Consider the following 24,194-nt stretch of genomic DNA (forward strand, 5'->3'; position numbering starts at 1 on the left):
ATCTCCTTATCTGAAAATTAAATTGTTGTTTGTTCTATAACTGTCGTGCCTGCTATTTCATCGCCTATGCGCATTCCTTCTTTGCTTCCCAGAAGAACTATAAATTCCAGCAGCAAAATAACAGGCATCAATATCCACCCTGCAAAAGGAAGTTTGAAAAGCATTACGCCAATGCCGGGTATGAAATTTCTTAGTATCGACTCTTTAATAGTACATGGTTTGTTTGAAGAAACTGAAATTGTTCTCAAGCCTGTTAAATATTTGCCAATGCTTCTTCCTTCGAAAAGCCCGTCGCTTATAAGTATATATACAAGCCCGGCAAAAAAACCTGTATTTGGAATTATCTCAGCAGCAGCGGCTACCACGATTAAGTCAATGGTTTTTGCTATGCTTCTAAGAAGAAGTCCAGCTTTTTTTATTTCTTCAGACACCCGTGATTTTAACAAAATGTACCCTATTTTTCAATTATAATAAAGGAGTATGACATATCCAAAAAACAACTTGGGATTCTTCAAAAAAAGCACGAAAAAACGCTGGGGTTTGACAGCCCTTGCTGTTCTCTCTATCCTAATAGGTATTTTAGTAGGATTTTTTTTCTGGGTCCTCTCTGATCTGCCAAATATTAAATCTCTCGAGGAATATGCTCCTGCTGAATCCTCCCAGGTATTTTCGTCAGACGGTAAACTAATCGCAGAATTCTATCTGGAAAGAAGAACTTTTGTTCCTAACCAGAAGATACCTGAGCGTGTTAAAAATGCATTTATAGCGGTTGAGGATATAAGATTTTACAGTCACCGCGGAATTGATATAATTGGGATCCTCAGGGCTTTATACCAGGACATAAAATCAGGGAGCATTGTTCAGGGTGGAAGCACCATAACACAACAGCTTGCTAAAATGCTTTTTTTGAAACCTGCAAAGAGTCTTGATAGAAAGATAAAAGAGGCTGCTATATCAATAGAGATAGAACGTTATTACACAAAGGATGAAATACTTGGGCTTTATCTAAACCAGATTTATTTTGGAACAAGGGCCTATGGCATTGAAGCAGCAGCCCAGACATATTTTGGAAAATCAACAGAAGCGTTGAATGTAGCAGAGGCAGCTCTTCTTGCATCTCTTCCCAAAGCGCCGTCCCTTTATTCTCCTTTTAAGAATCCGCAGAAGGCAAAGGAGAGAAGGTCGGTAGCTCTAAAGGAAATGTTTAAAAACAACTTCATAACAAAAGCTGAATGCGAAGAGGCAGAAAATACGCCTCTGCCGACAGTTCCTAATTTCAGGAAATACGATGCGCCGTATTTTATCGAAACTCTCAGGCAGGAGCTGGAGGAAAAATATGGGAATGATCTCTATATAGCAGGATATAAAATATATTCTACAGTCAACATGGAAATGCAGAAGATCGCAGAAGAGGAAGTTAGAAAAGGCTTGATTGCTATTGAAAAAAGGGCAAAGCCTCCTATAGAGGCAGCGCTTATAGCGATAGATGTGAGAACAGGTCATGTAAAGGCAATGGTGGGCGGAGCTGATTTCTGGAAGAATCAATTTAACAGGACAGTTCAGGCATTAAGACAGCCGGGTTCTGCATTCAAGCCGTTTGTTTACATAACTGCAATAGAAAATGGAATGACATCTTCCGATGAGGTGGAAGATTCGCCTATAACATTTAAAGGTTCGACTCCTGACAGTGTATGGATCCCCAAAAATTATGACGGCAAATACTATGGGACAGTAACTCTGAAAACTGCGCTGGCACAATCGCTTAATTCAGCGACTATCAGGCTTGCCTCAGACATTGGAATAAATAATGTAGTCAAGATGGCAAAGAGACTGGGAATAACAAGCGAGCTTAAGCCGTATATCTCGCTTGCAATAGGATCTTTTGATGTTACATTAAAAGATATGGTTTCAGCATATTCAGCCTTTATATCCGGGAACAGGGCAAGACCTTTGCTGTATGAAAAGATACTTAATCGTAATGGAATGGTTATTGCAGAAACAAAGCCTGTTGTAGAAAATCTCCTTAGCGAAGACGATGTAAAGGAGATAAAAAAGCTTCTCAGAGCAGTTGTTACTGAAGGGACAGCGCAGAAGGCAAAGGTAATCAAGCGGCAGATTTACGGGAAAACAGGAACCACCAATGCTTATACAGATGCGTGGTTTGTTGGATTTGATGACACGCTTGCAGTAGGTGTCTGGGTTGGAAGAGACGACCACACGCCAATCGGCAAGGGCGAGGCCGGATCAAGAACAGCCTTGCCAATGTGGATAGAATTTATGAAAAAAGCGCCTCAACAAATTCTTCAGGATTAAAGTTATGAAGATCATCCATTCCTTCGCCTATGCCGATCATCTTTACGGGAATTCCTAAATCTTTTTTTATTGCAAAAACAATCCCGCCTTTTGCTGTGCCGTCAAGCTTGGTAAGTATCACTCCTGTTATCCCGATTTCCTTATTAAATAACTCTGCCTGTCTTAATGCGTTCTGCCCTGTTGTTGCATCAACAACAAGAAGCACCTCGTGCGGAGCGCCGGGCATTGCCTTGCCGGATACGCGTTTGATTTTTTTCAGCTCTTCCATAAGAGGACTTTTTGTATGGAGTCTTCCTGCTGTATCAATAATAACTACATCAATTTTTTTGTGTTTTGCAGATTCTATGGCATCGAAAGCAACAGCAGCGGGATCAGCTCCGCTTTGATGTTTTACGATTGATGCGCCTGTTCGCTCAGCCCATATCTCCAACTGTTCTATTGCAGCAGCCCTGAATGTGTCAGATGCTGCAAGCATGACTGAAATGTTGTTTGAAATAAATCTGTGCGCAAGTTTTCCTATTGTAGTTGTCTTGCCTGTCCCATTTACTCCTGCAACTATAATTACAAAAGGTTTTTCTCCTGATAATTGTATTGTTGAAGCTGATCCTAACAAAGAAGACATTTTATTTTTAAGGAATTTCATTAATGGCTGTTCTTTTGCATTTTCATCTTTTAAAAGCGTTTCTCTTAGAGAGGCGGTTATTTCCTGAGCAGCATGAATTCCTACATCTGCTGAGACAAGTATTTCTTCAAGCTCTTCCAATTCTTCCCTGCTGATTTTTCCTCTGGTAAATACAGATTCTATTTTTTCAATCAGCCCTTTTTTTGTTCTAGTCAACCCGTTTTTAAGTTTTTCGAAAATAGCCATTATCTCTCCTTTAGAATCCTGATTCTAAATTTTTTGTAAATATTAATCAATTATCAATATTGAACGTCTACAGGATAAATCCGCTCTAAAACTATATAGGCATAACATGGACTATGTCTTGGTATAATATCATATGAATTTTTATAAATTTATGATTGCAAGACTCAACGGCAAAGAGATCGAAAACAATTTTGATTATTATCTGAGGCTTGTTAAAAAAGGGATTGCCGGTTTCATTATTTTTGGCGGAAGACTTGATAATGTAAGAAAAGGGATTAAAGAACTTCAGGAAAATTCTGCAAAGCCGTTAATTATTTCTTCGGACCTGGAACAGGGATTGGGACAGCAGCTTGAGGGCGGCACGTTATTCCCTCCTGCAATGGGTGTTGCATCAGCAATAAAGAAGAATCAATCAGACATAAGACTGCTCAGAAAAGCATTCAGGGCGATTGCACTAGAGGCAAGATATGCAGGCATTAATACGATTTTTGCGCCTGTGCTCGATATTAATACCAATCCAGGAAATCCTATAATTTCAACAAGGGCATTTGGCGAAGACCCAGAGACAGTATCATTTTTTGGCTTGGAAATGATTAACGTATTGCAGGAAAACGAGATTATTTCATGCGGAAAGCATTTTCCAGGACACGGTGACACAAAGGTCGATTCCCACATAAGTCTTCCGACAATATCAAAAGGTTTATCTGCTCTTGAACAGCTGGAATTTATTCCATTTGGAGATGCGATAAAACAAAAAGTAAAGATGATAATGCTCGGACATCTCAGAGCGCCTGCGCTTGATTCTTCAGGTCTGCCTGCTTCTTTATCTGAAAAAACTGTTTTATACCTGAGAGAAAAAATGAAGTTTAATGGAATAATAATAACTGATGCTCTTAATATGGGGGGCATCGGAGAATATTCCGAAGAAGAGGCATCGCTTATAGCGCTTAAGGCAGGCGTGGATATCCTGCTCCATCCTTCTGATCCTGAAAAAACAGCATATTATCTTGAGGAGAAAAACTTTTCTGCTAATGCCGAAAGGATTTCACGCTTGAGAAATAAATTAAACACGGTGCCTTTTAGATTTTCGAGGCTGCAATTCAAAAAAAACAGAGAGCTTTCAAGGAAACTTGCAAAAATGGCTGTAAAAATATCAGGTGCAATAAAGCCTGTTAAAAACCCTGCATTGATAATCCTGAATGATGATATGGATGATAAAGGGAATGTATTAACCTCAGGATTAAAAACAAAGTATAAAAACATTATCTGTAAGAGTTATAAAAGAGATGAAGTTTTTTCATTAGATGATCTGACAGGAAGATATATAATTGCTGCTGTTTTTTCGAGCGTAAAGGCATGGAAAGGCGGCCGGAGCAGGTGGCTTTCTGAGAGCATAAAAAAATTAGAAGGCAAGGCAGATGCTTTTATATCTTTTGGAAACCCGTATCTGTTCAATGATATTAATTGCACAAAAATATCTGCTTACTGGAGCTCGGATTCTGCGCAGTCTGCAGTTGCAGAACTCTTATAATTATGATATTGTTGAGATTAAGATATATTTTAAATAAACTTTAACTGTAACATTTTGGGTAAAATATTACCCAGAAAAAGGAACTTTAGAAATAACATGCTGATTTTAAAGCGTTATTTTTTGGCATAAACATTGCTATCATATTAAGACAGCAGTGTTTAAATTTTAAAAAAAGGAGGAATAAGAATGTTAAAGAACAAAAGCGGATTTACACTTATCGAGCTTGTTATGATCATCGTAATTCTTGGTATCTTGGCTGCAGTTGCAATACCAAAATATGCTGATCTGCAGCACGATGCGCAGGTAGCTGTTGTGGACGGGACAATCGGCGGACTTCAGTCATCAGCGACTATACTTTATGCTTCTAAAAAAACAAGTTCAACCTTTGCGACAATATTAGCTAATTTAGTTTATGATGCTAATAAGGTAAACCTAGGCAGCTCATGTAATGGTTCAGCATTTTATTCAGGTTATGCAGCAACAACTACAAAATCTTTCACAATTGACAGCGCATTTTGTTCAGGATAAGAAGATCTTTTGAGTATCTAGTTGTGTTTAGAAAAGAAGGAGGCTTTGGGCCTCCTTCTTTTCTTTTGCTGGCGCTTTTTTTTATCATTCCTATATCTGTTTTCACTCGGGAGATGCTATTATGGTGGGCTGGGACAGCATGTCTGGTTTTATTTTTCTTTAAAAAACCTGATAATCCATTTCCGCTGACATTTTTATCAATAACTTTTTTATCATTTGTTATCTTTTTGGGAATACATTATTATCTCGTAAGTCTGACTTTCAAAATAGAAGTTATTTTTAATCTTCTTTTTTTTACACTGGCTTTTATTATTTTTTCACGTCTTAACACTCTGACCATAGAAAGATTTTTTAAGGGCAGTTTATTTGTTTTTTCACTTTTAGTTATATGGGGACTTGTCCAGCATTTCACAGGATTTGGATATATGGTTGAGATGTATAGGAGGGCAAATGCGATTTTTTATACGCCAAATACCTTTGCTACTGGAATAAATTTTTTTCTTCTTCCCTTAATAGCGGCGTACTTACTCGGATTTTATTCCAAATATGTTTATATTTTGGCAATATTATTTTTTGCAGGACTTCTTGCTACTCAAAGCCGAGGCGGATATCTTGGATTTGCAGCTGGACTGTTTTTTCTGGCTTATTTCATTAACATCCGAAAATTTAAAATAAAATGGCAGAAAATTATTCTCGGGTTTTTAATAGTTTTTTTAATATTTCAGCTGTCTCCACATTGGAATGTAGACAGGCTTAAAGCAGAGACTTTTTTATTGGAAAACACTTATAGAACTCAACTGTATTCGATTGCGTGGAAAGTTATAAAAACAAACCCTGTGTTTGGATATGGATTTTTAAATTTTGGAATTCTTTTCCAGCGATATAAGGCACCGCCGCTTCATGAGTGGAATACTTTGTTCGTGCATAATGACTATCTTCAGATATGGCTTGAAGCAGGAATTTTAGGTTTATTATCATTATTAGCATTGATCGCAGTTTTTTATATCACTATTTTCAGGAACAGGAAATTTTTTGACAACTCAAAAAAATCATTCTGGATATATGCGTGCTGCGCTGCTGTTTCATCGATGTTTGTTCATGCCCTCGTGGATTTTCCGCTTTATATTCCAGCATTACAGTTTTTACTCGGAGCATATCTCGGAACTATTAACGGGATTTTTAGGGACAAGGATGCTATGGAGCATCTGAGAATTCCTGTTAAAGAAATATTTCAGCGTATTAATATCAGATATAGTGTATTTAAAACATTAGTCATAGGAATTTTTCTTCTCTGGCTTTTACAGCCAGTAATCGCGCAATATGCTTTTCGCTATAGCAATGACCTGCTTAAAAAGGGAGAAACAAAATCTGCAATCAAGTATTTGGCTTTTGCTCAAAGACTTGCTCCATATGAAGCATTTTATTGTTTCTCAGAAGGCATAATATTGCGTGCCCAGGCTGTTGATATGCAAAGAAACGATTTAGCAGAGATGGCTGATAAAATTTTCAGAAAAGGTATGAAAGCAAATCCATATTTTATGGATAATTTTTTAGATGGCATAAGATTAAACCGAGACCATCGTAATCTTCTGAAGAAACCTGCAGATAACAAGGAAATATCAGACTGGATTAATCATACCTACCTGTGGAGTCCGCATTCAGGAATTGTAAATATTGAATATGCTCGTACCCTTGTTTTTTTAGGCCAGAAAAAAGAAGCTGCTGTCGCAGCTAAGAAACTACAAGAAAAGTATCCTGACGAGAAAATGGTTCAAGAGCTAATAAAAGATCTTAAGAGCAAAAAAATTCTTTAAACTTTTCAGATAATGCAAGTATATATTCTTGCATTCATGGCGAGTAAAAATAAAATTATAACCTCATAAAAAAATACAATCACAGTATTCATTGTTTTTCATCTTCTTTTCTTGACATAACCTTTAAGTTTGAAGTATAAAAAGTTCTGATGCCAGGAACATATTTGCCGACAGAATATCTGCCTATCCTTATTTTTCTGATGATCTCAACAGCTTTTGGGTTGGGGACATTGGTAATAGGCTTATTATTCAGATTAAGAAGAAGTTATCCTGAAAAACTTATGCCGTATGAATCAGGAAATCCTCCTATCGGCGAGCCAAGACAGCGCTTCTCTGTAAAATTTTATATTATCGCAATGTTTTTTGTTGTATTTGATGTTGAGGCAGTGTTTTTGTATCCCTGGGCTGTTGTATTTGATAAGATTGGATTATACGCATTAATTGAGATGCTCATATTCATAGCGATACTTCTCGTCGGTTATGTGTATGCTTGGAAAAAGGAGGCTTTTGATTGGGATTAATTGATGAGAAATGTTCAGGCAAGCTCATTGAGGTTGAGGAAGGGATAAAGATACTTGCTCCGAATATCATTATCACCTCGATGGATAAAATTATTAACTGGGGAAGAAGCTCCTCCATGTGGCCGGTTACTTTCGGACTGGCGTGCTGTGCAATAGAAATGATGACAACAGGCTCGAGCCATTATGACCTTGATAGAATGGGAATTATATTCAGAGGCTCTCCGCGTCAGGCAGATGTGATGATCGTGGCAGGCACAGTGACAAAAAAAATGTCGTCAATTGTCAGAAGGGTTTATGACCAGATGCCTGAACCCAGATATGTGATATCAATGGGAAGCTGCGCGTGCAGCGGAGGAATTTTCAATACATACAGTACTGTTCAGGGATGCGACAGTTTTCTGCCTGTTGATGTTTATATCCCCGGCTGTCCGCCAAGACCTGAGGCATTGATGGAAGGAATAATCAAACTTCAGGAGAAAATAAAGAAGGAGCGTTTCAGGTGGAGCCGTTGGAGATAGCAGAAAAGGTAAAAGATAAATTTCCAAATGAAGTCAGTAATATATCTGAATTCAGAGGGCAGGCCACTGTTACTCTTAACAAAGATAAGATAACAGAAATATGCAGATATCTGAATGATGCCCCTGATCTTTATTTTAATTATCTTGTTGATCTGTGCGGTGTTGATTATCTTGGAAAAAGAAACACGAGATTTGAGATTGTATATCATCTATATTCTCTTAAACACAGACACATGATAAGACTCAAAACTCCGATAGCGCAGAGCGAGCTTTATACTGACAGTGTTGTGTCTGTGTGGATTGGCGCTGATTGGTACGAGAGGGAGTGTTTTGATATGTACGGCATTTTTTTTAATGGACATAAGGATATGAGGAGAATTCTAATGCCTGATGACTGGGAAGGTTATCCATTGAGAAAAGATTATCCTGTAAAGGGGCATGAAAAAGACTGGTCAGGTTTCTTGGATGTTCTAAGCAGGGCAAAGAGATTTAAGAATTTCGAGTGGCATAAATAGATAAAGCACGCTAATATTTTTTGACAAATTTTTTTTATTTTTCTGAATTAATCTGAGTTTTATCTAAGTTATGTCCTGTTAAAGCATGCTGAATTAAATTTAAAGGCAGAGATGAAAGAAAAGAAAAAGACAGTAAAAACAAAAGAATTGACAGTGAGCTTGGGACCACAACATCCAGCGACACATGGGGTATTGAAGCTTGTCCTTGACCTTGAAGGAGAAACTATTATCAAATGCACTCCTTATGTCGGATATCTTCACCGCGGCGTTGAAAAACTAGGAGAAAACAGGACATATTTTTCTGCGCTGCCACTTACTGACCGTATGGATTACATAGCTTCGATGAACAGCAATGTCGGATATGTGAATGCTGTAGAAAAGCTCTTTGGAATAGAGGCGCCTGAGCGGGCAAAGTTCATAAGGACGATGGTTTGTGAGATGGGGAGAATCTCGAGCCACATTATCTGGATGGGCACGCATGTGCTTGATATCGGAGCAACAACCCCGTTTCTATATGCATTCAGGCAAAGAGAGCGCATTCTCGATTTATTCGAGATGCTTTGCGGTGCAAGACTCACTGTGAGTTATCCGAGAATAGGCGGGGTAAGAAATGACGTCACGCAGGAATTTCTTGATACTCTTTATGAATTTGTCCTTGAGTTCCCTTCTAAGATTGATGATTATGAGACTCTTATTACTGAAAACAGGATATGGAGAAAAAGAACAGTGGGCATCGGCATTATAACTGCTCAGGAGGCGATAAACTGGGGGCTTACAGGTCCTACGTTAAGAGGATCAGGAGTCAACTATGATGTAAGAAAATTTGCTCCTTATGATGCTTATGACAAAATAGAGTTTGATGTGCCCATTGGTGAAAAAGGCGACTGTTATGACAGATACCTTGTGAGGATAGGGGAGATGAGGCAGTCAAATGAAATAGTAAAACAGTGCATAGAAAAACTTCCGCTTGGTCCTGTTCTTGCGGATTCTCCCAAATATATTCTTCCTGATAAAGAAATGATATTAAAAGACATGGAGCATCTTATACACCAGTTTGTCTTAATAATAAAAGGGCCTAGTGTGCCTGAAGGCGAAGTCTATATGTCAACAGAGACCCCCAGAGGAGAACTGGGTTTTTATTTTGTCAGTGACGGGACAGGAACACCTTACAGAATGCGGGTAAGAGCCCCTTCTTTTATCCATGCCTCAGTACTGCCGAAACTCTGCGAAGGGCATCTTGTTGCAGATGCAATAGCAAATATCGGCACAATAGACATAATTATGGGAGAGTGCGACAGATAAGATGACTGTTTTAAGCGAAGATGTATTAAAGGAAATTGTTTCAGTAAGAAAAAAGTATCCTGAGGCAACGGGCGCTGTTATGCCTGCGCTTTACATTGTCCAAAGAGAGTTCGGTTATCTTTCTTTTGATGCTTACGAAGTTGTTTCAAATGCGCTTAACCTGCCTCGGACAATAGTAAAAGGTGTTGGAACATTCTATGCAATGTACAGGCACGAGCCTGCAGGGAGAAATCTGATTCAGCTCTGCACAAATGTTTCATGCATGATACTAGGCGCTGAAAGGCTTGTTGATTTTTTAAAAAATAAATATGGCCTTGAACCGGGAGGCACGACTACTGACAAAAGATTTTCACTCATGATAATGGAATGCATCGGTGCATGCGGAACAGCGCCGGCAATGCTTGTAAATGATGATCTTCACGAAAATCTGTCAGAGAAATCCATAGAGGATATTCTGGAGAAATACAAATAAAATTATATGGGGAAAGTGCTTTTAAAAAATATCGATAATCCGGATTCTGCAGACATTAATGTTTACAAGAACTCTGGAGGATACAGCAGCCTTTTAAAAGCGCTTGAATTGCAGCCCAAGGATATTATCGAAGAGGTACAAAAATCAGGTTTAAAAGGAAGAGGCGGGGCAGGTTTTCCGGTTGCAATGAAATGGTCTTTTGCAGCAGCAGACCCTAAGTTTCCCAAATATCTTCTCTGCAATGCTGATGAAGGCGAACCAGGAACTTTTAAAGACAAAATTATTCTTGAGAAAAACCCTCATTTGTTAATAGAGGGAATGATAATTTCCGGATATGCGCTTGGAGCTGAATGCGGATATATATATCTGAGAGGCGAGTATCCAAAATCAAGAGATATTCTTAATAAGGCAATAGCGCAGGCATATGACGATAAATTTCTCGGAAATAATATTTTAGGCAAAAATAAAAAGTTTCATCTTTCAGTTCATTTTGGCGCTGGCGCTTATATATGCGGAGAAGAAACAGCGCTCATAGAATCAATAGAAGGCGACAGAGGACAACCGAGAATAAAACCGCCTTTTCCTGTCAATGCAGGTGTATGGGCAAAACCTACGGTTATAAATAATGTAGAAACGCTTTCAAATCTTCCTTATATATTGGAGATAGGCGGAGAGGCTTATTCTAAAATAGGAACTCCTGAATGCCCGGGGCCAAAGCTTTATTGTGTAAGCGGGCACGTTCAAAAGCCAGGCGTATACGAACTGCCAATGGGAACGACTCTCCGTGAAATAATATTCACTCACTGCGGGGGAATTAAAGACAACGGAAAATTAAAGGCAGTTATTCCCGGAGGAATAACAACCCCAATACTTCCTCCTGACAAGATTGATTGTCCGATGGATTTTGCAAGCATGCCAAAATACGGAAGCATGCTCGGCTCTGGTGCTGTGATTGTCATGGATGAGACAGTATGCCTTGTAAAGGTGTGCTGGAGGGCTTTAAAATTTCTTGAACATGAATCATGCGGTAAATGCACTCCGTGCCGCGAAGGCACAGGGTGGCTCAGAAAAATACTTGAAAGAATTGAAAATGGCAATGGATCACAGGAGGATATCGGACTTCTCCTTTCAATCTCATCCAATATGATGGGAAAGACTTTCTGCCCGTTGGGAGAAGGCGCTGCATCCATTATCCAGAATTTTATAAAACATTTCAGGCCGGAGTTTGAAGATCACATAAATAAAAAGAAATGTTCGGTAAGGATTTAATTCAATAAAATGATAACCATTACTATAAACGGTAAAGAGATAAAAATTGAAAAGCCTGTGACAGTGCTGGAGGCTGCAAAGTCTGCCGGCATTAAGATCCCTACGCTATGCAGTCATGAATGGCTGGAAAAATATGGAGGCTGCAGGATCTGTCTTGTTGAAGTGGAGAAAATGCCAAGGCTTCAAACATCATGCACCCTGATGGCAGCAGACGGAATGGTTATAAATACAGAGACAAAAAAGATTGCAGAGGCGAGGAAAGGCGTTCTGGAATTTCTGCTCATCAATCATCCGCTTGATTGTCCTGTCTGTGATAAGGCGGGCGAGTGTGAACTGCAGGATTTAGTTGTTAAATACGGGGCTTCATCGAGCAGATTCAAAGAAGAAAAAAGAAAAAAAACTGAGAGCCTAGAAGATCCACTCATTGTAAGAAATACTGATAGATGCATAATGTGCACCAGATGCGTGAGAATGTGCGCAGGCGTTCAGGGAGCATCAGCTCTTTCTGTGGTGAACAGGGGAGGCCTTTCATGTATTGAACCTTTCTCAGGCGGAAAATATGATTGCGAATACTGCGGTCTGTGCATTGCAGTATGCCCTGTAGGCGCAATGATGTCCAGACTTCACAGACATAATTACAGACCGTGGTTCATATCAGATACTGTGGAGACAATATGCCCTTATTGCGGTGTAGGCTGCACGCTTACGCTACAGGTTCGTTCTAATGTGATCGGACGTGTTATAGCAAAAGCAGGGAAAGGCGTTAATGACGGATTAATATGTTCTAAGGGCATGTTCGGTTATGAATTTGTCAGGAACCCTGAAAAACTCAGAATGCCTTTGATAAGAAAAAGAGGCGTGCTTCTTGAAAGCACATGGGAAGAAGCTATAAGTCTAGTTGCTAGAAGGCTTTCAGAGATCAGCGGAAGATACGGCTCCAAGTCAATAGGCGGTATTGCATCGCCAAGGTGCACAAATGAAGACAACTATGTTTTCCAGAAATTCATGAGAGTGGCACTAAAGACGAATAATATAGACAGCACTGCAAGATCATGGTACGCAGGGGCTCAGAGATTTATAGAAAATATTCTAGGGCAGGGATCAACGGCAAATATCATATCAGGTCTTTCAAATTCCGATGCTGTATTTATTGCCGGCGGAGACCCTTTGTCAGTCAATCCTGTGCTAGGTCTTCAGATAAGGGCATGTTCTAAAAAAGGCGGAAAGATTTTTACGCTGGGTAATATTAAAGGCTTTCAATATTTTAATCCAATAACACTTAATCCTGCATATTTAACAGATACTTTTGTTCTGGAATTTATTCTCACAGAGCTTAAAAAGAAAAAAGAGCTTTACAATACAAATTCATCTCTTGAGAAAAAGATTGCTGATATTAATGCATCAATTAATGATGTTGAAAAAACATCTGGTATCTCAAAAGATGAACTTCGGAAATTTGTTGATTCTCTCTCGCAGTCTTTATCAGCATGTGTAGTAATAGGCAGGGATATTGTCCAGACAAAAAACGGGGCATATAATCTGCTGCTCTTGGCAGCAATAAGCTATATCTTAAATGCAAGAATATATCTGCTTTCGGAACTTCCGAATGAACAGGGTGTTCTGGATATGGGCTGTATGCCTGATATGCTTCCGGGATACAGACAGGTTGCAAATTCAGAGCAGAGAAAAAAATATGAACGTGACTGGGGGAGCATGCTCCCAAATGAAAAGGGGCTTACGATTTTTGAGATGATAGATGCTGCAAAAAAAGGTTCGTTAAAGGCATTATACGTGATGGGAGAAAATCCAGTATTCAATATCCCTGATTCTAAAAATGTTGAGGCAGCTATAAGAAATGTCGAGTTCCTTGTTGTGCAGGATATCTTTTTTTCTGAGACAGCAAAGATGGCGGATGTTGTTCTTCCTGCGCTCAGCTGGGGTGAGAAGGAAGGCACATTCACAAATCTTGAGAGAAGGATACAGCGTCTTAAAAAAGCGGTTCATAGAGACGGGAAGGATGACTGGAAGATTATCTGCGAACTTTCGGAAAAACTCGGATATGATTTTATTTATCCTGACACTGAATCTGTATTTGACGAGATAAGCAGAGTCTCCCCGTTATATAAGGGGTTAAAGTACAAGTATATAGAGAGAGGGAATGTGATGTATCCGTATAACAGTTCCTCTGACATGGCTATTGTGGATGTTAATGCGTCTAAACATGAAATATCCGTAAGGGAAGGATTATATATTAAAGTTGAACAACCCTTGTTCCATTCACGCACGCTTTCGAGAAAGGCTCCTGCTCTTTTAAAAATTTATCCGAATGCATCGGTAAAGATAAATCAGAGAACTGCTGATAGGCTTTCATTGCAAGCAGGCGGCATGATGAGGATCACGACTAAGGTTAATTCTATAGAGCTGCCTTTGAATGTTGATTCTTCGCTTGATGATAATTGCATTATGCTGTCGAATAATTTTGAGGACAAGGGAGCGTATAGTCTTGTGGAGTATTCAGTTGACTCTGTTACAGGCGCAGCATGTATTGATGCCAATGATATAAAGATAGAAAAGGCAGGAAGATGAGCGGATTTTTTGAAGGCCTAATCGGAGTAGAAACCCTGAATTTCATCATAAGTATTGGACTGATACTTATTAAGGCTGTTTTTGTTCTTGTTACAGCTTTGATTCATGTTGCATACGCAACATATTTCGAGCGTAAGGTCATAGGACACATGCAGTTGAGAATCGGCCCTATGGAAGTAGGATATCACGGCCTGCTCCAGCCGATTGCTGACGGAATAAAACTCTTTTTTAAAGAGGACATAATACCGGCTAATGCAGACAAACCGCTTTTTTATTTTGCGCCTGTTGTATTTACAGTCTCAGCGCTTACATCCTTATCCGTTATCCCGTTCTTTCAGGATTTTGTTATAGCAGATATAAATATAGGACTGCTATTCATTTTTGCAATGTCATCTCTGGGCGCATACGGCATTGTGATATCCGGATGGGCGTCTAATTCAAAATATGCATTTCTCGGTGGATTAAGATCAGCGTCACAGGTTATAAGCTATGAGATTGCTATGGGACTAAGTCTTGTAGGCGTGATGATAATGGCAGGCTCTCTTAATCTTTCTGATATTGTGAGGGCTCAGCACAGTTATCCGACTGGTATCTTTGCGATACCTCAGATACTGGGTTTTTGTGTTTTTGTTGTTGCTGCATTTGCTGAGACGAACAGGCTTCCCTTTGATCTTCCTGAGGCTGAGAGCGAGCTTGTTGCAGGATATTTTACAGAATACAGCGGCTTCAGATTCTCGCTTTTTTTTCTGGGCGAATATACAGCAATGATAATAATGGCTTCCATTTCAGCCATATGTTTTCTGGGAGGCTGGACGATCCCAAGATTTATAACTGATATGTTTCCTTTTCTTCTGAGCATTCCAGGAATTGTGTGGTTTCTTTTAAAGGTATATGCATTCATGTTCCTTTATTATTGGGTAAGGGCAACACTTCCCAGATACAGATATGACCAGCTTATGGCTATCGGATGGAAAATGCTTATTCCTTTGGCGCTATTTAATATTTTAATAACAGCAGTGCTGAAGATTAAAGGGCTTATATGAGAACTGGCTTCGAAAAAATTTTAAGAAAAGTATTATTCATCGATATAGCCGAGGGAATGCTGCTGACCTTCAGAACAATGTTCAGGCATGCTGTTACAAGAAGATATCCCAAGGTAAAAAGACCGGTCAAGTTTGGCTACAGGGGTCTGCATGCGCTTGCAAAAGATGAGAATGGAAAAATGAAATGCGTTGGATGCGGTTTATGCAGTTCATACTGTCCGTCAAAGTGCATATACATATATACCAGAGACGGGGAAGATCATAATAAGGTTGTTGACAGATATGAGATAGAAGTCCTCAGATGTGTTTATTGCGGCTTTTGCGTGGAGGCATGTCCATTTGGAGCTATAGCAATGAGCGAGCATTACGAATATTCAGGTTACTGCAGAGATGATTTCTACATGACAAAAGAAAAACTCCTTGAAAACTGGAACAAGTATTTTTCAGGCGATAAGGCTGAAAAATATTTTGAAAAAATATGGCGTCCTAAAAAAGATGATTTTTCAGGATATGAAGGACAGGCTGTATTCAAAGGAATAAAAAAGGGAGAGGGGAAATAAATGTTCAATACAGCTCCTCAGTTATTTTTTGCATATTTTTCAGCAGTGATATTGATACTTTCTGTGGTCGTTATTACGAGGAAAAATCCCGTTCACAGTGTTATATGGATGCTGTTTTTGTTTTTCCATATAGCAGGACTTTATCTTTTCCTTAATGCAGAATTTATTGCTGCAATACAGATAATCATATATGCAGGCGCAATACTTGTTCTTTTCCTCTTTGTTGTTTTTCTTCTCAATCTCAGACAAGAGATAAGAGGCAAAAGCTATATTAAATTATGGCCGATAACGCTTATTTTTTCATCAAGCATATTCGTAATAATGCTGACGGTCTTGAGGTCATTTGAACTGGCTCCTTCAGGGCAATATACGATCGAACTTATAAAAAAGGAAACACATACAAAAATTCTCGGACAATTGCTTTATTCAGAATTTTTATTTCCTTTTGAAATAGCATCATTGATACTTCTGGTTGCAATAGTGGGAGCGGTTGTTCTTGCTAAGAAATGACCAAGAATAGATTGGAGGCAGGATGGTGCCGTTAAACTGGTATCTGATACTCAGCACAGCAGTATTCATAATAGGAATGATCGGGTTTCTCACAAGAAGAAATCTGATAATAATATTCATGTCAATAGAGCTTATGCTCAACGGAGTAAATATCAGCCTTGTAGCTATAAGCCACTATATGCAGGACATGAGAGGGCAGATTTTTGTTTTCTTTATTATTGCTGTTGCAGCTGCAGAGGCAGCAATTGGTCTTGCAATAATAATGGCGCTGTTCAGAAATAAGCCGACAGTTTATGTTGATGAAATGAATGAGATGAAGGGATGAACTTTATGCAGAGTTATTTGCTTATACCGCTTCTGCCGCTGGCAGCCTTTGCGGTAAATATCATTTTTGGCAGATGGTTTATCAGAGATAAAGCTCACTGGATCTCAATACCTGCGGTTGTTGGTTCATGGATAGTGTCTGTGATGACACTTATTGATGTCATGTCAGGAAAAACTTTTAACCAGGACTTGTATTCCTGGATAGTCTCAGGTAGTTTCAAAGTTTCTATTGGATTTTTAATTGACCAGTTAACAGCAGTGATGTTGTTTGTGGTGACAACCTGCAGCGCTGTAATTCATATATATTCAGTGGGCTACATGCATGATGACAGAGGCTATTACAGATTTTTCGCGTACATGAGTCTTTTTACATTCTCAATGCTAATGCTCATAATGGCAAATAATTTTCTCCAGCTTTATCTTGGATGGGAAGCAGTAGGCTTGTGCTCATATTTTCTCATTGGATATTACTTTAATAAAAAATCTGCATCTGATGCCGGTAAAAAAGCTTTCATAGTAAACAGGTTCGGCGATTTTGGATTTGGGCTGGGCGTGATAATAATTTTTCTGACATTTGGGACTCTTTATTATGAACCTGTATTTGCAAAATCCAGCGGTCTTGCATTAACGACTATTAGCTTTCTTGGATACGACATTCATCTTATGACATTAATAGCGCTTCTTTTATTCTGCGGCGCAATTGGAAAATCAGCGCAGATGCCTCTGCATGTCTGGCTGCCTGATGCAATGGAAGGCCCAACACCTGTAAGCGCTCTTATTCATGCAGCAACGATGGTCACAGCAGGAGTGTTTCTTGTTGCAAGATGCAGTCCGATATTTAATCTCTCTGAGACAGCGATGATAATAGTTGCTTTAACAGGCGCGATAACCTCGCTCTTTGCTGCAACAATCGGCCTTGTGCAGAATGACATAAAAAGGATTATTGCCTACTCAACGATAAGCCAGCTTGGTTACATGTTTTTTGCATGCGGTGTCGGAGCTTTTTCAGCGGGAGTTTTCCATCTGTACACCCATGCATTTTTTAAGGCGCTACTATTCCTCTGCGCAGGCAGTGTGATGCATGCAATGTCAGGTGAACTTAATATACAGAAAATGGGCGGTTTAAAAAAACACATGCCTATTACGTACATTACTATGCTGATAGCATCACTGAGCATTGCAGGTGTTCCGGGGTTTGCGGGATTTTTCAGTAAGGATGAGATACTCTGGCTTGCATATTCAGGCACAAGCCCTGTTGGAAAATTTGTCTGGATTACAGGAACTGCAGTTGCATTTCTGACTGCCTTTTATTCATTCAGACTTATATTTCTCACATTTCACGGGAAATTCAGGGGAACGAACGAACAGGAGCATCATCTTCATGAGTCGCCAAAGACAATGACAATCCCTCTTATATTGCTCTGCATCGGTGCAGTTGCAGCAGGTTGGTTCGGGATACCGCATCTGCTCGGAGGAGGCGATCGATTTGCCGAGTTTCTAAAGCCGGTGCTGGGACATTCAGCATCAAATGGAACGCATTTGGAAGAATGGTTCGTTATGAGTGCATCCGTCATAGCAGGGCTTGCAGGTATTGGGCTGGCATTTTTATTTTATCTTGTCAAGACAGATATGCCTCAAAGAATTGCCGTGAAATTCAGATTTACATACAGAGTTTTTTTCAATAAATATTATATTGATGAATTCTATGATTTGATAATTGTAAGACCCTGCATATGGTTTGCAAAAAATATCCTTGTCAATATTACTGATGCAAGGATTATAGAGGCAGTAGTCAACGGTCTGCCGAATGCAATCGGCGCATTCAGCCAAAGATTGAGAAAAATACAAACAGGATTCATACAGCATTATGCAGTCATGATGGTCCTGGGAATGCTCATTATTACCGCATTCATGTTCTTAAAGTAGATCATGCAAGAAATTTTTACAGGAGAGATGATGAATAAACTGGGTTATCCAATACTCAGCGTGCTTATATTCCTGCCTGTTGCAGGAGCGCTGTTGCTGCTTCTCATCAACAGGTCGAGAGAGAATTTGATTAAATGGCTGAGTCTTGTAACCAGCATCGCAACATTTATTATCTCGATCCCGCTTTTTACTAATTTTGACAAAGGCACTTATCTTATGCAGTTTGTTGAAAATACTGAATGGATCAAGTCTCTGAATATAAATTATCATCTTGGTATTGACGGGATCAGCATACTTTTCGTTCTTCTTTCTGCTTTAATCACAATCCTATGTATTCTAATATCATGGAATTCTATTACATTGAAAGTAAAAGAGTTCTATATATCTCTGCTGGTAATCGAGGGCGCAATAATAGGCGTCTTCTGCTCTCTTGATCTAGTTCTCTTTTATCTTTTCTGGGAAGCGATGCTTATTCCCATGTATCTGCTGATTGGCGTGTGGGGAGGAGAGAAAAGAATTTATGCTGCGATCAAATTTTTTCTCTACACATTGGCAGGAAGCGTTCTGATGCTTGTCGGGATAATAGTCCTCTATTTCCATTCAGGCAGCACATTCAACCTTCTTGAACTTATCGAAAAAACTTATCCTTATAAACTTCAGCTCTGGCTTTTCTGGGCATTCTTTGCAGCATTCGCAGTCAAGGTGCCGATGATCCCAGTTCATACATGGCTTCCTGATGCACACACAGAAGCTCCTACGGCAGGAAGCGTTATACTTGCTGCTGTGCTGATAAAAATGGGGGCATACGGTTTTTTGAGATTTTCTCTTCCGCTTTTTCCAGAGGCATCAAAGGCAATGGCTCCTGCAATGATGATACTTTCTGTGATAGCGATAATATACGGAGGGATTATATGCCTTGCACAGACAGACCTGAAAAGACTGATAGCGTACAGCTCTGTAAGTCATATGGGATTTGTAACATTAGGAATTTTTGCATTGAACTTCCAGGGGATGGAAGGCGGAATACTTCAGATGATTAATCACGGAATAATTACAGGAGGACTGTTTCTCAGCGTAGGAATTATTTATGACAGGACGCATACAAGACAGATATCTGAATATGGAGGCGTTGCATCAGTGATGCCTGTATATTCAGGAGTATTCATGGTATTAACTCTTGCAGCCATAGCTCTTCCAGGAACAAACGGATTTATAGGAGAATTTCTGATAATTCTGGGAGGTTTCAAGGCAAAACAATTGATTGGCATATTAGCAGCATCAGGAGTAGTAATTGGCGCAGCATATATGCTCTGGTTTTATCAGAGAATATTTTTCATGGAGACCAATAGGAAGGTTAAAGGATTAAACGATATAAATCTCAGAGAAGCGGTTGCATTGCTGCCTATGATAATTTTGATATTCTGGATCGGGATTTATCCCGAAGCATTTCTCTCTGTAATGCATGAGTCTGTAAGAAATCTTATCAGTCACATAAATTCCCATACAGGAAATTCTGCCATGATTGAAAAAAATATTCTGGAGATTATTAGATGACATTGAATTTTATTGCTGAACTAAGACCGATTTTGTCTGAAATGCTGATGACATGTCTTGCTCTGGTTGTTCTTCTTCTGGAGGTTTTTGTTAAGAGAAAAGAGACGATTGGATTCATAGGCATAATAGGCGCTGTCTTTGCCGCTTATTTTCTCGCAGGCTCTGGAGGGAAATTATTCAACGGGATGTTTATCTCAGACGGCTACAGCATATTTTTTAAAGTGATTTTTATTCTGAATGTAATAGTCTCAATTCTCATGTCAGTCAGATATGTAAAGATAGAGAATATAAATCACGGCGAATATTATGGTCTTATGCTTTTTTCCACAATAGGAATGATGCTCATGGCATCGGCAGGAGACCTTATGGTTCTCTATCTTGGTGTCGAACTCATGGCTTTAAGCGTATATGTGCTTACAGGTTTTATTAAACACGATATAAAGTCAAATGAGGCTTCGATAAAGTATTTTCTCCTTGGAGTTTTTGCATCGGCATTTCTTCTTTACGGAATTGCGATGATATACGGCACTGCGGGAACGACTGATATTAATGGGATAGCAAATTACATAGAGAAAAACAACATCGCAGGTAATCCTGTGCTTATCCTCGCGATGATTTTTTTTGTAATTGCCTTTTCATTCAAAATAGCAGCTGTGCCTTTTCATATGTGGGCTCCTGATGCTTACGAAGGAGCGCCCACCTCTGTAACGGCATTTATGTCAGTTGGTCCAAAGGCAGCAGGATTTGCTGTGATAGGAAGAGTATTTTTTATTGCATTCAGCAGCTTAAAGGTTGAATGGACTGCTGTTTTAATTCCCATAGCAATACTCACGATGGCAGCAGGAAACATACTTGCCCTGTCGCAGACGAACATAAAAAGAATGCTTGCATATTCTTCAATAGCACATGCAGGCTATATCCTCTTAGGAATAGTCTCCGGCACTGCTGACGGGATATCAAGCGTACTCTTTTATTTGCTTGTGTATGCGTTCATGAATCTTGGAGCATTCGCTGTAGTCGTAATGCTAAGGTCTGAAGGATTCAAAGGCGATAATATAAGAGACTACGAAGGACTTGCAAAGACTCATCCTGTGGCAGCAGCTCTGATGCTTGTGTTTATGTTTTCCCTGACAGGAATTCCTCCTGCCGCCGGATTCATGGCAAAATTTTATATTTTCATATCTGCTGTTAATGCAGGCTACACATGGCTTGTTATAATCGCAGTTATCTTCAGTGTTGTGTCGGCATATTTTTATCTGAGAATTGTCATGCTGATGTATATGAGAGATCCTATAGAAATTCAGAAAATATCTTTGTCGCCTGCACTGGGTTTTGCTTTGATGATAACAGCTGCTGCAGTTATAATCATCGGAATTTTTCCATCCTATTTTATCAATCTTGCGCAAGCAGCACTGCTGATTATTTAAAATCAACAAAAATCACTCTTAAAAAATCTTTAAAAAGTGCAGAAAAATTATTGACAATATCATTCTCCTCTGGTAGGATTTCACTAGAATAGAATTTTGATAATTTCAAAAGCATCATGATGATGCTGCAGAAAAATAGAGGAGGGGAATATGGCAAAGAAAAAAGCAGCGAAGAAGAAAGTAGCAAAGAAAAAAGTTGTAAAGAAGAAAACCGCAAAAAAAGCAGCAAAGAAAAAAGTCGCGAAAAAGAAACCTGCAAAAGCAAAAACCAAGAGAAAACCAAATGCAGCATTCATGAAGCCTATGCATATTAGTACTGCCCTTTCAAGGGTAGTTGGTTCTGCTCCAATTCCAAGAACAGAAGTAACAAAGAAACTCTGGGCATATATCAAGAAGAATAAACTCCAGGATTCAGTAAACAGAAGACAGATCAATGCTGATGCTAACCTGAGAGAAGTATTCGGAGGAAAAGGTTCAGTATCAATGTTCGAGATGACCAAGCTGGTCAACAAACACCTGAGCTAAAAAGTTTTATTAATTTGTTTTTAGCAGGGCAGGCAGACTAAATGGTTTGCCTGCCTTTTTTATTCTATTGATTTGCCTTGTCTTATAAATAAATGCTAAAATGTTTAAAATTTTCATAAGGTGAAAGATAATCAATGATTCCTAAATCCAAATATAAAATACCTGAAGGTTTGACATTCGATGATGTTCTTTTGCTGCCTGCAAAATCAGAGATACTTCCAAGAGAAGCCGATATATCAACTAACCTTACAAAAAAGATAAAGATAAATATTCCGCTTGTCAGCTCTGCAATGGATACAGTCACGGAATCAGATATGGCAATAGCAATAGCGCGTGAAGGCGGAATAGGAATAATTCACAGGGCAATGTCGCAGCAGAGACAGGCCTCGGAAGTTGATAGAGTAAAAAAATCCGAAAGCGGAATGATAATCGATCCCATAACAATCTCTCCTGACAAGCCCATCTCAGAGGCAATGGCTCTGATGGAAAAATATAAAATCTCGGGTGTGCCTGTTACAGTCAATGGAAAACTTGTCGGAGTGCTGACAAACAGAGATTTAAAATTCGAGACAGTTTTTAACAAGAAAGTCTCACAGGTAATGACAAGAGAAAATCTTATTACTGCCGGTGTCGGCACAGACCTTGATGGAGCAACAAAGATCATCCATAAACACAGAATAGAAAAGCTCCCTATTGTTGATAAGGATTTTAATTTAAAGGGGCTTATAACAATAAAAGATATTGAGAAGAGACGCAAATATCCGCATGCATGCAAAGATAAAGTAGGAAGGCTTAGAGTCGGCGCAGCAATAGGTGTCGGAGAAGACGCGCTTCACAGGGCTGAGCTGCTTGTTAAGGCTGGAGTTGATGTGATTGTAATAGACACAGCGCATGGCCATTCAAAATCAGTGATAAATATGCTTGTTGCAATTAAGAAACGCTACAGTATAGAAGTAATTGCTGGAAATATTGCAACAAAGCAGGGAACTCTGGATCTGATAAGGGCAGGCGCAGACGGCTTGAAGATTGGGATAGGCCCGGGTTCTATTTGTACAACAAGAATAGTTGCTGGTGCAGGCGTACCTCAAATAACTGCGATAATGGAATGCTGCGAGGCTGCAAAGAGATATAAAGTTCCTTTGATAGCTGATGGCGGAATAAAATTTTCAGGCGATATAACCAAGGCGCTTGCTGCCGGCGCTGATTCTGTTATGATCGGAGGTTTGTTAGCCGGGACAGATGAATCTCCGGGTGAGATGATACTCTATCAGGGCAGAAGCTATAAAGTTTACAGAGGCATGGGTTCATTAGGCGCGATGGAGCAGGGTACAAAAGACAGATATCTTCAGCACGGAATCGAGAGCAAAAAGCTTGTTCCTGAAGGCGTTGAAGGAAGAGTTCCATATAAAGGACCGTTATCCCAGAGTGTAAATCAGCTCATAGGCGGATTGAGATCCGGAATGGGTTACTGCGGATGCAAAAATCTGTCTGAGCTGAGACAGAAGTCAAGATTTATAAGGATCACGAATGCAGGGCTCAGAGAGAGCCATGTTCATGATGTCATAATCACAAGAGAAGCTCCTAATTATCAGACAGAGATGTAGATGAGTTATTTGTTTCTGTAATTAAAGTTATTCCAGAGGCAATCGCTTAACAGAGACAAAAGGCACAGACACACAAATAAACTACACCCACAATGCAAATAACGAACTGACTGCAACAGACGCCATAACATATTTATACGATGCAAATGGAAACACAATTCAGGAAACCAATGGCAGCCAGATAACAAAATACACATACAACTCATCAGACAGACTTGAAAAAGTAGAACTCCCTGACGGCAGAATCGCAGCCTACACCTACGACCCATTTGGAAGAAGAATAAAGCAAGATATAAACGGACAAGTCACTTATTATCTCTATGCTGATGAAGGATTAATCGGTGAATATGACTCAACAGGAAACATCAAAAAAGCATATGGCTGGATGCCAAACAGCATCTGGGGAACAAACCCAGTCTTTATGCTTGAAAATGGAAATTATTATTTCTATCACAATGACCATCTTGGCACACCGCAGAAGATG

General features: G+C 39.4%; 22 protein-coding genes and 1 pseudogene. 21 read left to right on the top strand and 2 right to left on the bottom strand.

What is annotated here, in order from left to right:
• Window positions 1-17: 17 nt before the first annotated feature.
• Window positions 18-446 (bottom strand): RDD family protein, encoded by a 429-nt coding sequence (locus LLF28_00600; protein ID MCE5193951.1) that lies wholly within the window; start codon window positions 444-446, stop codon window positions 18-20.
• Window positions 447-480: 34 nt separating this feature from the next.
• Here LLF28_00600 and LLF28_00605 point away from each other — a divergent pair, with 34 nt between their 5' ends.
• Window positions 481-2,313, top strand: a complete 1,833-nt coding sequence (locus LLF28_00605) for a penicillin-binding protein 1A (protein ID MCE5193952.1) — start codon at window positions 481-483, stop codon at window positions 2,311-2,313.
• Here the strand turns inward: LLF28_00605 and ftsY are convergent.
• Entirely contained in the window at window positions 2,276-3,181 is a 906-nt protein-coding gene (gene ftsY / locus LLF28_00610; protein MCE5193953.1) for a signal recognition particle-docking protein FtsY, read from the bottom strand. The two genes, LLF28_00605 and ftsY, sit on opposite strands and share 38 nt — an antisense overlap.
• 133 nt (window positions 3,182-3,314) lie before the next feature.
• On the opposite strand from ftsY, the gene LLF28_00615 reads away from it, so the two are divergent.
• The 20 genes and pseudogenes from LLF28_00615 to LLF28_00710 all read left to right on the top strand — a co-directional run.
• The gene (locus LLF28_00615) at window positions 3,315-4,712 is read left to right on the top strand and encodes a hypothetical protein (GenBank protein ID MCE5193954.1); all 1,398 of its coding nucleotides are present in this window, start codon (window positions 3,315-3,317) and stop codon (window positions 4,710-4,712) included.
• Window positions 4,713-4,898: 186 nt separating this feature from the next.
• Window positions 4,899-4,997 (top strand): annotated as a pseudogene (locus LLF28_00620) (prepilin-type N-terminal cleavage/methylation domain-containing protein).
• Between the two features lie 266 nt (window positions 4,998-5,263).
• Window positions 5,264-7,054, top strand: a complete 1,791-nt coding sequence (locus LLF28_00625) for an O-antigen ligase family protein (protein ID MCE5193955.1) — start codon at window positions 5,264-5,266, stop codon at window positions 7,052-7,054.
• Between the two features lie 149 nt (window positions 7,055-7,203).
• Window positions 7,204-7,575 (top strand): NADH-quinone oxidoreductase subunit A, encoded by a 372-nt coding sequence (locus LLF28_00630; GenBank protein MCE5193956.1) that lies wholly within the window; start codon window positions 7,204-7,206, stop codon window positions 7,573-7,575.
• Window positions 7,566-8,093, top strand: coding sequence for an NADH-quinone oxidoreductase subunit B (locus LLF28_00635; protein MCE5193957.1), 528 nt, complete (start codon window positions 7,566-7,568; stop codon window positions 8,091-8,093). The genes LLF28_00630 and LLF28_00635 overlap by 10 nt, the downstream gene beginning before the upstream one ends.
• Window positions 8,075-8,608, top strand: a complete 534-nt coding sequence (locus tag LLF28_00640; GenBank protein ID MCE5193958.1) for an NADH-quinone oxidoreductase subunit C — start codon at window positions 8,075-8,077, stop codon at window positions 8,606-8,608. Before LLF28_00635 ends, LLF28_00640 begins: the two co-directional genes overlap by 19 nt.
• Window positions 8,609-8,719: 111 nt before the next feature.
• Complete coding sequence (locus LLF28_00645; GenBank protein ID MCE5193959.1) at window positions 8,720-9,910, top strand: NADH-quinone oxidoreductase subunit D; 1,191 nt, start codon at window positions 8,720-8,722, stop codon at window positions 9,908-9,910.
• 1 nt (window position 9,911) lies between these two features.
• A complete protein-coding gene (locus LLF28_00650) occupies window positions 9,912-10,382 on the top strand; it encodes an NAD(P)H-dependent oxidoreductase subunit E (protein ID MCE5193960.1) in 471 nt (156 codons plus the stop codon).
• Window positions 10,383-10,397: 15 nt separating this feature from the next.
• Window positions 10,398-11,651 (top strand): NADH-quinone oxidoreductase subunit NuoF, encoded by a 1,254-nt coding sequence (nuoF, locus tag LLF28_00655; protein MCE5193961.1) that lies wholly within the window; start codon window positions 10,398-10,400, stop codon window positions 11,649-11,651.
• Window positions 11,652-11,660: 9 nt separating this feature from the next.
• Window positions 11,661-14,237: a molybdopterin-dependent oxidoreductase gene (locus LLF28_00660; GenBank protein MCE5193962.1), complete on the top strand. Its 2,577-nt coding sequence runs from the start codon at window positions 11,661-11,663 to the stop codon at window positions 14,235-14,237.
• Window positions 14,234-15,280: an NADH-quinone oxidoreductase subunit NuoH gene (gene nuoH, locus LLF28_00665; protein MCE5193963.1), complete on the top strand. Its 1,047-nt coding sequence runs from the start codon at window positions 14,234-14,236 to the stop codon at window positions 15,278-15,280. Before LLF28_00660 ends, nuoH begins: the two co-directional genes overlap by 4 nt.
• Entirely contained in the window at window positions 15,277-15,840 is a 564-nt protein-coding gene (gene nuoI, locus LLF28_00670; protein MCE5193964.1) for an NADH-quinone oxidoreductase subunit NuoI, read from the top strand. Before nuoH ends, nuoI begins: the two co-directional genes overlap by 4 nt.
• A complete protein-coding gene (locus LLF28_00675; protein MCE5193965.1) occupies window positions 15,841-16,350 on the top strand; it encodes an NADH-quinone oxidoreductase subunit J in 510 nt (169 codons plus the stop codon).
• Between the two features lie 22 nt (window positions 16,351-16,372).
• On the top strand, window positions 16,373-16,675 hold the full coding sequence (gene nuoK, locus LLF28_00680) for an NADH-quinone oxidoreductase subunit NuoK (GenBank protein MCE5193966.1): 303 nt from the start codon (window positions 16,373-16,375) through the stop codon (window positions 16,673-16,675).
• Window positions 16,672-18,600: an NADH-quinone oxidoreductase subunit L gene (gene nuoL, locus LLF28_00685; GenBank protein MCE5193967.1), complete on the top strand. Its 1,929-nt coding sequence runs from the start codon at window positions 16,672-16,674 to the stop codon at window positions 18,598-18,600. Before nuoK ends, nuoL begins: the two co-directional genes overlap by 4 nt.
• Window positions 18,601-18,630: 30 nt before the next feature.
• Window positions 18,631-20,154, top strand: a complete 1,524-nt coding sequence (locus LLF28_00690) for an NADH-quinone oxidoreductase subunit M (GenBank protein MCE5193968.1) — start codon at window positions 18,631-18,633, stop codon at window positions 20,152-20,154.
• Window positions 20,151-21,581, top strand: coding sequence for an NADH-quinone oxidoreductase subunit N (locus LLF28_00695; GenBank protein MCE5193969.1), 1,431 nt, complete (start codon window positions 20,151-20,153; stop codon window positions 21,579-21,581). Before LLF28_00690 ends, LLF28_00695 begins: the two co-directional genes overlap by 4 nt.
• A 150-nt stretch (window positions 21,582-21,731) precedes the next feature.
• Window positions 21,732-22,106, top strand: a complete 375-nt coding sequence (locus LLF28_00700; GenBank protein MCE5193970.1) for an SWIB/MDM2 domain-containing protein — start codon at window positions 21,732-21,734, stop codon at window positions 22,104-22,106.
• A gap of 134 nt (window positions 22,107-22,240) precedes the next feature.
• Window positions 22,241-23,710 carry an IMP dehydrogenase gene (guaB, locus tag LLF28_00705; protein MCE5193971.1) on the top strand — a complete coding sequence of 490 codons (1,470 nt, stop codon included), beginning with the start codon at window positions 22,241-22,243 and terminating at the stop codon, window positions 23,708-23,710.
• Between the two features lie 124 nt (window positions 23,711-23,834).
• Window positions 23,835-24,194: hypothetical protein (locus LLF28_00710; GenBank protein ID MCE5193972.1), on the top strand; the 360-nt coding region annotated here is incomplete at its 3' end.

The organism is Nitrospiraceae bacterium (assembly GCA_021373015.1).
Classification (GTDB): Bacteria; Nitrospirota; Thermodesulfovibrionia; order Thermodesulfovibrionales; family UBA1546; genus JAJFTJ01.

Bases quoted from the DNA above. Each gene is read 5' to 3' on its own strand.
- LLF28_00700 (MCE5193970.1), top strand. From the start codon at position 21,732: ATGGCAAAGAAAAAAGCAGCGAAGAAGAAAGTAGCAAAGAAAAAAGTT.
- LLF28_00650 (MCE5193960.1), top strand. From the start codon at position 9,912: ATGACTGTTTTAAGCGAAGATGTATTAAAGGAAATTGTTTCAGTAAGA.
- LLF28_00695 (MCE5193969.1), top strand. From the start codon at position 20,151: ATGACATTGAATTTTATTGCTGAACTAAGACCGATTTTGTCTGAAATG.
- LLF28_00660 (MCE5193962.1), top strand. From the start codon at position 11,661: ATGATAACCATTACTATAAACGGTAAAGAGATAAAAATTGAAAAGCCT.
- nuoL (MCE5193967.1), top strand. From the start codon at position 16,672: ATGAACTTTATGCAGAGTTATTTGCTTATACCGCTTCTGCCGCTGGCA.
- ftsY (MCE5193953.1), bottom strand. From the start codon at position 3,181: ATGGCTATTTTCGAAAAACTTAAAAACGGGTTGACTAGAACAAAAAAA.
- nuoK (MCE5193966.1), top strand. From the start codon at position 16,373: ATGGTGCCGTTAAACTGGTATCTGATACTCAGCACAGCAGTATTCATA.
- nuoH (MCE5193963.1), top strand. From the start codon at position 14,234: ATGAGCGGATTTTTTGAAGGCCTAATCGGAGTAGAAACCCTGAATTTC.
- LLF28_00630 (MCE5193956.1), top strand. From the start codon at position 7,204: ATGCCAGGAACATATTTGCCGACAGAATATCTGCCTATCCTTATTTTT.
- LLF28_00615 (MCE5193954.1), top strand. From the start codon at position 3,315: ATGAATTTTTATAAATTTATGATTGCAAGACTCAACGGCAAAGAGATC.
- LLF28_00675 (MCE5193965.1), top strand. From the start codon at position 15,841: ATGTTCAATACAGCTCCTCAGTTATTTTTTGCATATTTTTCAGCAGTG.
- nuoI (MCE5193964.1), top strand. From the start codon at position 15,277: ATGAGAACTGGCTTCGAAAAAATTTTAAGAAAAGTATTATTCATCGAT.
- LLF28_00645 (MCE5193959.1), top strand. From the start codon at position 8,720: ATGAAAGAAAAGAAAAAGACAGTAAAAACAAAAGAATTGACAGTGAGC.
- LLF28_00690 (MCE5193968.1), top strand. From the start codon at position 18,631: ATGAATAAACTGGGTTATCCAATACTCAGCGTGCTTATATTCCTGCCT.
- guaB (MCE5193971.1), top strand. From the start codon at position 22,241: ATGATTCCTAAATCCAAATATAAAATACCTGAAGGTTTGACATTCGAT.
- LLF28_00605 (MCE5193952.1), top strand. From the start codon at position 481: ATGACATATCCAAAAAACAACTTGGGATTCTTCAAAAAAAGCACGAAA.